The 7903-nt window shown below is 46.6% G+C and carries 6 protein-coding genes and 1 pseudogene; 6 read left to right on the top strand and 1 reads right to left on the bottom strand.

Translation table 11 applies throughout. The annotated features are described in order from the left end of the window. Positions 1-369 (top strand): annotated as a pseudogene (locus HMPREF9469_RS03870) (IS110 family RNA-guided transposase); the annotation flags it as partial. Between the two features lie 103 nt (positions 370-472). On the opposite strand, the gene HMPREF9469_RS03865 reads toward HMPREF9469_RS03870, so the two are convergent. Then, on the bottom strand, positions 473-2158 hold the full coding sequence (locus tag HMPREF9469_RS03865; RefSeq protein WP_007859359.1) for a helix-turn-helix domain-containing protein: 1686 nt from the start codon (positions 2156-2158) through the stop codon (positions 473-475). 228 nt (positions 2159-2386) lie between these two features. On the opposite strand from HMPREF9469_RS03865, the gene HMPREF9469_RS03860 reads away from it, so the two are divergent. The 5 genes from HMPREF9469_RS03860 to HMPREF9469_RS03840 all read left to right on the top strand — a co-directional run bounded on the left by HMPREF9469_RS03860 (position 2387) and on the right by HMPREF9469_RS03840 (position 7890). Continuing rightward, entirely contained in the window at positions 2387-3748 is a 1362-nt protein-coding gene (locus HMPREF9469_RS03860; RefSeq protein WP_007859358.1) for a YjiH family protein, read from the top strand. A gap of 17 nt (positions 3749-3765) precedes the next feature. Then, positions 3766-3957 carry a hypothetical protein gene (locus HMPREF9469_RS03855; protein ID WP_007859357.1) on the top strand — a complete coding sequence of 64 codons (192 nt, stop codon included), beginning with the start codon at positions 3766-3768 and terminating at the stop codon, positions 3955-3957. Between the two features lie 201 nt (positions 3958-4158). After that, positions 4159-5676 (top strand): YfcC family protein, encoded by a 1518-nt coding sequence (locus HMPREF9469_RS03850; RefSeq protein WP_007859351.1) that lies wholly within the window; start codon positions 4159-4161, stop codon positions 5674-5676. A gap of 24 nt (positions 5677-5700) precedes the next feature. Then, the gene (locus tag HMPREF9469_RS03845) at positions 5701-6699 is read left to right on the top strand and encodes an NAD(P)-dependent oxidoreductase (protein WP_007859349.1); all 999 of its coding nucleotides are present in this window, start codon (positions 5701-5703) and stop codon (positions 6697-6699) included. 69 nt (positions 6700-6768) lie between these two features. Continuing rightward, positions 6769-7890 (top strand): Rossmann-fold NAD(P)-binding domain-containing protein, encoded by a 1122-nt coding sequence (locus tag HMPREF9469_RS03840; RefSeq protein WP_007859345.1) that lies wholly within the window; start codon positions 6769-6771, stop codon positions 7888-7890. Positions 7891-7903 lie beyond the last annotated feature (13 nt).

Raw genomic sequence — 7903 nt, 5'->3', positions numbered from 1 at the left:
AACGAATCTGGTGGTAAGAAGAAATCTGTTCGAATTACACGTGCTGGAGTTTACCTCAAACCTGCATTAGTGCAATGTGCTCATGCGGCCGTTAAATCCGAAAAGTCTCCTTACTACAAAAAGAAATATGAATCTCTTACAAAACGCCGTGGCAAGAAAAGAGCCATTGTTGCTATCGCGCGCATGATTCTTACTGCTATCTTCCAGATGCTATCTACTGGAGAAGTATGGAATCCGAGCGACTTATACAAAATCGATATGCCAGAAACCCTTGTAGAAAAACAAAAAGCTAAGGCTATCAAACAAGCTATGAAATTACTTGTACGTGAAGGTTTATATCCTCCACCACAAAAAACAGCAGCTTCCTAATTATCATTTAATAATCTACTTTTTCGAAAGTTGTCATTTATGACAGCTTGATTAAGTGCGCCATTTATTGGCTGACCTCTACTTTCTTTCACACTAATGTCTCCTACCTATAATGTGAAAAATAATCAAACTGATTCAACAGGATCGTAAGGCGAAGCCCAATAATACTGTCAAGATTAGAGAAGCTGACATGGATCAGGTTCTCTATTTTTGCGATCCTGGCATGGAGGGTGTTGACATGGATGAATAGCTTTTCGCTTGTTATTTTATAGGAAAGCTCATTGGAGAAAAAGTATTCCAGGGTAAGATACAGGTCCGAGGAATGCTTTTTGTCGTAATCCACAATGGGTTTTAAATAGGATTGATACAGTTCATTGAGGTAGGCGTCATTGATATTGCCGTTGCTGTCGGTGAACAGTTTGATGATCCCCAATTCCCCGTATACCAAAAGACACACATTGTCCTGTTTGTTTTTTGCGTAATTGATGGTAAAAGCAGCTTCATTAAAGGCCCTTCTCAGATCCCAGTAATGGTGCAGGTCACTGATCCCCATGATGAAATGGGAGGAATTAAAATAGGTGGAAAGGGCATCGTATAACTGTGCGCCCATGGCCTTGATGGAGGGGACCTTGTCATCGATCAGGATGACCCATTGTTCCTTATATAAAAAGACCAGGAATTTATTATTGTATAACTTGATATGTTTTAAATGATTGATAAATCCGGTCAGCAGTCCCACATTGTTAAAGATATTTAAGTCCTTGCGGCTGTTGATCAAAAGCAGGTAATAGCTGCCGCTGAGCTCCGTGTTCAGGCTCAGGCCGATCTGCTTTTTTCGGGCACGGTCTTCGTGGGACATATCCAGGAGACTTTCAAAAACAACACTTTTAAAATAATAATTTGATTTCTCGAATTCAGCGGTAATACTGTTTTTCAGAGAATAGATGGACTCAATGGTCTCCAGCCTGCAGATCAACTCCGGGGGCAGTGTCTCCGCGAAGGAGCGGTATTTTACAATGATAAAAAATGCGGAGGTAAACTTTGAAATATGGGAGGGGATGATAAAATACTGATACTCCCCGTTAATGGCAGTGTCCTGGTATCTGTAGCCGTTCATTGTGACGCCGTTAAAGTTCTCGCCAATGGGAATGCGGTGGTGCAGGGCGCTGACCCTCAGGTTATACAGTTCCGTGTTCCAGTTATTATCGTTTGAGCTGTCCTGCAGCCGCAGGTTATAGTCGGCAATGGCGATGGTGATCTGTGTCAGGTTGTGTACGATCTCACACAGACTGTTGAGGGTATAGTTTTTGGACAGGTAATTGATGATGGAGTTCTGGAAATTCTGGTTTTCAACAAGGTACTGCGTCTGATTGTTGATGACCAGATTCTGGATCAGGACGATCATATCACGCCACGGAACATTGTCCTCTATAAATATAAGAGGAATATGATAATTCATCAATAAGTTTTTCTGTTCCGTGGTAATATATTCTTCATACAGCTTATGTGTGATGACACCGGAGATCTGCTTCTGGTGCAGGGTATTGATGAACTTTTCAGTGAGGCAGGTGCGCATAAAACGGCTTATGATCAGGATATCCCCTTCATGGAGCCAGTCGTCAATATCCTCCACATCCATAACGGTTGCGCTTTTTATGACACGCTGAAGTCCCTGTTGTGTTATGACCGTATCACAGGAATACATTTGCTTTGTATTGAGAAGATCCCTTATGGAAACCTCCTTGAAATCATTGTGAAACGTATACTTTAATGAATTATCTCCCATCATATCCACCGCCTTATCTGAGATTATATCATTGTTCCCTGAACATGCAAAGATGATAATTTAAACTTAAATAGAAAAGGCCGGAAAATGAATTGGTGATTCATATAAAAACAAAACTGTAATTTTGTAGATATACACAATAGAAAAAACAGTATCAACAGATTATACTGGTTTTAAAAATCAGACCTCTCAGCGGGGCGGAACATAGAATCATCACATAGGAGAAACGATATGGAGAGCCAAGGCAACAGAACGTATACTTTACAGGAGTTATGCAGATTTCTTATTCCGTCTGTATTGGGAACAGTGATCTTTCTGCTTCCCATCCAGTGGCAGGGGAATATGACCATACTCATTGGCATCATTACGGATCTCATGCAAAAGCTGTTAGCCCCTGTGATCACCACTGTGGTGGTAGCAGCCATTGTCCTGTCGGCAGTATGCTCCACTGTCAGACGGTTCCTGAAGCCGGCCTGGATCGTGGAAAGTGAACGCTGGAACAGCCTTTTTTCCTGTAATACGTTCTATTATGTATGCCGTGTCCTGGGAGCTGTGTTTGCGGTCATGGTTTACTTTGGAGCTGGCTTTCATGTTGTGGTCTCTCCGGATACGGGCGGGACCATGTTGAATCTGCTCAAGACCATTACCGTGTGGTTTATGGCAGCGGCATTTCTGATTCCGCTGCTGACGGATTTCGGGATCATGGACTATGTGGGGACCATGCTGCGCAGGGTGACCAGGCCGGTATTCCGCCTGCCGGGAAGGGCGGCGGTGGATCTGCTGGCCTCATGGCTGGGGAGCAATACGGTGGGGGCGGTCCTAACCATTAAGCAGTACGAGCGTGGATATTACACGGCCAGAGAGGCTATTGTGATCGCATGCTGCTTTTCCGCCGTATCCCTGCCATTCAGCCTGGTGATCGCTGCCATGATCGGAGTGGATCATCTGTTTGTTCCCTTTTATCTCATTGTCACAATTACCGGAGTGTTGAGCGCGGCCGTTATGATCCGGATCCCGCCCCTTTGCCTGTATCCGGAGGAGTTCTGCCCGGACGTGGGCAAGCAGGTGAAGGAGGAAGAACTGGAAGGATACACCATGCACCAGTGGGCATTGAAGCTGGCTGTTGAGAAGGCGGCAAAGGGACCCGGGCTGAAACAGATCCTGGTCAGCGGACTGGATACATTTATGGGGATCGTGTTCCAGACAGCGCCCATTGTAATGGCCTTCGGAACCATTGCCTGCATGGTGGAGGCGTATACACCGGTATTTGAATGGCTGTCCATTCCCTTTGGATACTATCTGCAGTTACTTGGGATTGAGGATGCCTTTTCTGTGGCGCCTGCAACCATTATCGGGTTTATCGACATGTTCCTGCCCTCCATTCTGCTGGCAGGGGTGGGGAGCTTAAAAACAAGATTTGTATTGGGCGCATTGTCGTTGGTCCAGATCATATATATCACCGAGATCGGTTCCATCCTGATCTCCTCAAAGGTGCCGGTCAGACTAAAGGATCTCTGCTGTATATTCTTAGAGAAAACGGTGCTGGCATTGCCGATCATTATTTTGCTGACAAAAATGTTCCGATTATTTTAGGTGAGGTTATAGATAGTATGATAAAAAGAGAATCCAGATGGAAACTTTTAAAAATTGTTCTGATCCTTTATATGGTGTACGCCGCCGTTCGGATGGTATTTTACGGACAGGGTAGCTTGCAAAGCGTTATATTTGACCTGGGCAGGATTGTGCTGCTGGTGCTGTTATTGTGGTGGCTTAATACCAGATCCGCGCCGCCTGGGGAATGAATCTGTATGAGTATATAGAATGGGACTGTTGCCTTGACAGTCTCATTTTTTTGATATTTTCACGTTGGTGATTCATACATTCTTTTGATCGTGACTTTGTATGTCCGACCAATGTATTTCCGGATCCATTTCCCCTAAAATAAAATCACGCAATGCAGTACTGGAAAATGCAAACAAAAAGAAGAGGAAGGTGAATTAAAAATGGGAGGAACCCAAAAGAAGAAAAAGGAAAAGAAGGGCCTGAATTCGTATGTTGTTATATTTGCAGTCATTGTGCTGATGGCCCTTCTGACCTGGTTTGTACCTGGCGGAGAATACGAACTGGATGAAGCCGGTTATGCAATTGCAGGAACGTACAGGGAACTGCCCGCCAATCCCCAGGGACTGTGGGATGTGATCACGGCGCCGATCACGGGCATGGTGGGGAATGGAGCCGTGAGCGGAGCTATCTCCATTTCCCTTTACATCATGCTTTTCGGAAGTTTCCTGAAGATGATGGAAGAGACAGGTGTGATCGGATATGCGCTGACATCCGTGGCAAAGAAATTTCAGGAAAAACCATATGTGCTGATAACCATTCTGGTGTTTATCCTGTCGTTCCTTGGCACATCCCAGGGGGCATATGAGGAATGCGCCATCTATGTATCCTTATTCCTGCCAATATTCCTGGCCATGGGTATGGATACAATCACGGTTGTGATGATTTCCGTATTTGGTACGCAGATCGGATGTGCGGCATCGGCGATCAACCCCTTTTCCACGGGCATTGCTTCGGATATTGCGGGAATATCCTTTGGAGAAGGGATCATTCCCAGATTGATCCTCTTCTTTGTACTGTCAGGTACGGTTGCGGCCCTGATCAGTCTTTATGCAAAGAAGGTTCAGGCCAATCCCGAAAAATCCGTGCAGTTTTACCGCCGGAATGAGGATCTGGAAGCTTTTGGAAACGCTGAGGAAAACAGCGGCACATCAAACAATGTGAAGCATATGACCGGGCTTGTGGTCGTATTTATCATGACCTTTGTGATCATGCTGCTGGCATTGTTCCCATGGACTTCCATCAACGAACATTTTACATTCTTTACATCCGTTGCAGAGTGGATCAACACAACTCCCATTATCAGCACCGTGATCGGAAGCAATGTGGTGGCGTTCGGCGACTGGTACTTTACGGAACTGACAGCCCTTATGCTGGTGATGTGCCTGATCGCAGGATTTATGGCAGGATATGATCTGGACAGGATCATCAACATTATCATCAAAGGTGCGGCGGAGCTTGTGTCAACAGCACTGATCGTTCCCATGGCACGCGGCATCCAGGTGATCATGACCTCGGGAAATATCACATCCACCATCCTTCATGCAACAGAAGTGACGCTCGGCTCCCTGCCGGTGGTGATCTTTGTGATCCTGGCATTTGTTATCTATCTGATATTTGCCTGCTTTCTCCCCAGTTCCACGGGACTTGCGGGAGCTACCATCTCGGTTATGGTGCCCCTTGGCACATTTGCAGGAGTACCGCCCTATGTAATGATCATCATCTATAACTTTGCCCTTGGCATTGCCAAGATGTTTACACCAACCTCCATTGCGGTCATGACCTGTACGCAATACGCAAAGATTGATTACATGTCGTGGGTCAAAGCTGTCTGGAAACCGCTGGTTGTGATCTTCCTGGTGTGTCTGGCATTTGCGCTGGGACTGACGCTGATGGGTTAAGGCAGGATTGCCGGAAGGGAAGATATGAAGATATTGATTGCAGATTATGCAGAACTGTTAATGCCCACACACGATCTGGAAACCCAAGTCTTAAAGGACGGGCTGGGGGAGGAGTGTGAGGTGGAAGTATACGAGTACACGGATGAAAAGCGGGATGAGTTTTATGAAAGGCTTTCCGGGGCGGACGCCCTGCTCACCGGTTTTATTGAGATGGATGCAGAGGCCATGGACCATGCCCCCGGCCTGAAGGTGATATCCATCAATGCAACCGGTTATGACAAGGTGGATCTGGCCGAGGCAAACCGCCGTCATATTGGAGTGTGCCCTGTGGGGGAGTACTGCACCATTGACGTTGCGGAGCATACGATCTGTGTCATGCTTGCACTGGTTAAAAACCTGAAACATTACATGCATGCGCTGGAACGTGACCACAACTGGGATTATCAGATCGTGGAGCCTAATAAAAGGCTCAAGAATATGACACTGGGCATCTTTGGCCTTGGAAAGATCGGGACAGCGGTTGCTCTGCGTGCACAGGCCCTGGGAATGGATGTCATGGCCTATGACAGATATGTAAGTCCCACATATGCGGAAGATTTTGGGGTAAAGCTGGCGGACTCCCCGGAGGATATATATGAGGAGGCGGATGTGATCTCAAATCACATGAGCCTGACAGAGGGAAATCACGATCTCTTTAACATAGACGCATTCCGCAGGATGAGAAAACATCCTTATTTCATAAATGCGGGCAGGGGCGCTTCGGTGGTGGAAGCAGATCTTAAGCAGGCCCTTGATGAGGGGCTGATCAAAGGCGTCGCCCTTGACACTATCCGGGATGAGAGACCGGAACATATCGCACAGAACCCCCTCCTTGGAAGGGATGATGTCATCATAACGCCCCACACCGCGTTTTATTCCACCTCCTCGGTGGAAGACCTGGAGCGGACGTCAGCAATGAACATTGTACATTATCTAAATGGAAATTTGGATCAAGTATTCAAACTGGTTACAAAGCGGCGGTAAACAAAGAAAAACTGAAAAAGTACAGATAACACTGGAATAAAAGGAAACAAAAAAAGGAGACAAGAAAAAATGGCAATATCATTAAAAGGAAGAAACTTTTTTGCACTGGAGGATTTTACACCGGAGGAGATCCGGTATCTTCTGGACCTGGCGATCCGGCTGAAAAAGGAGAGCAGGGAACACATCAAACATCAGGACTATATCGGGGAGGACTTTCTGCTGCTGTTTGAGATGAACTCCACACGTACACGCTGTGCATTTGAGACATCTGCAAATGATCTGGGGATGGGGACCACGTTCCTTTCCAATTCCCATTTTGGAAACACGGAGACAATCAAGGATTCCATGAGAGTATTCAGTGAGATGTACAGCGCCATCGGATACAGGGGGGCAAAGCACAGCACGCTGTTGGAAATGGCAAAGGACAGCGCAGTCCCCATTATCAATGGTTACACAGACCATCAGCACCCCACTCAGATGCTGGCAGACGCCATGACTTTGGATGAAGTCTGGGGACGTGAGAATTACAAGGGAAAGACCCTGTGCTTTATCGGACGGGGCGGCGCCGTGAACTCCTTCTCATATGGCGTTATGTGTGCTATGCTGGGTATGAACTTTACTTACATTACATCTTACATGGAAATGGATGAGGCATTAGAGGGACTGACAGCGGCAGAGAAGGCTACCTTCCGCAAGTTTGTGCCCGAGGGTGTGGTGAGCCCCAACTGGGATACGAAAATGGATGCCAGAAAACGTAAGATCGTGGAAGATTTGTTTGCGAAATACAGCCCCCAGTGCAAATTTATTGAAACAGATGATATCAATGCCATCAAGGGCGTGGATGTGATCACAACAGAGAACTGGGGATTTTTCACAGATCCTGTTGAGACATGGCTTCCGGGAATCGTGCGTTTCCGCCCCTACCAGGTGAACAGGGAACTGTTGGAGCGCACGGAAAATCCGGATTGTATTGTAATCCACATGCTGCCCTCCACCCATAATATGGACCATGCATCAGGACAGAAGCTGCTGTCCGTGATCGAGGACCCGGATCTGCGTGAGTTCCTTAAGGGCGGAATGGAAGTGACGGATGAAGTCTTTGAGCAGAACGCAGCATACATTTTCCAGGAAGCAGGAAACAGAAAACATACCATTAAGGCTGTTATAAAAGCAGTGTTAGGTGAGAGATAGAGGAGGAATCGGT

The sequence above is a fragment of the [Clostridium] citroniae WAL-17108 genome (assembly GCF_000233455.1).
GTDB classification, from domain to species: Bacteria; Bacillota; Clostridia; order Lachnospirales; family Lachnospiraceae; genus Enterocloster; species Enterocloster citroniae.
The sequence above is the reverse complement of the archived record's forward strand: the minus strand, read 5'-3'. Positions and strand labels throughout refer to the sequence as shown.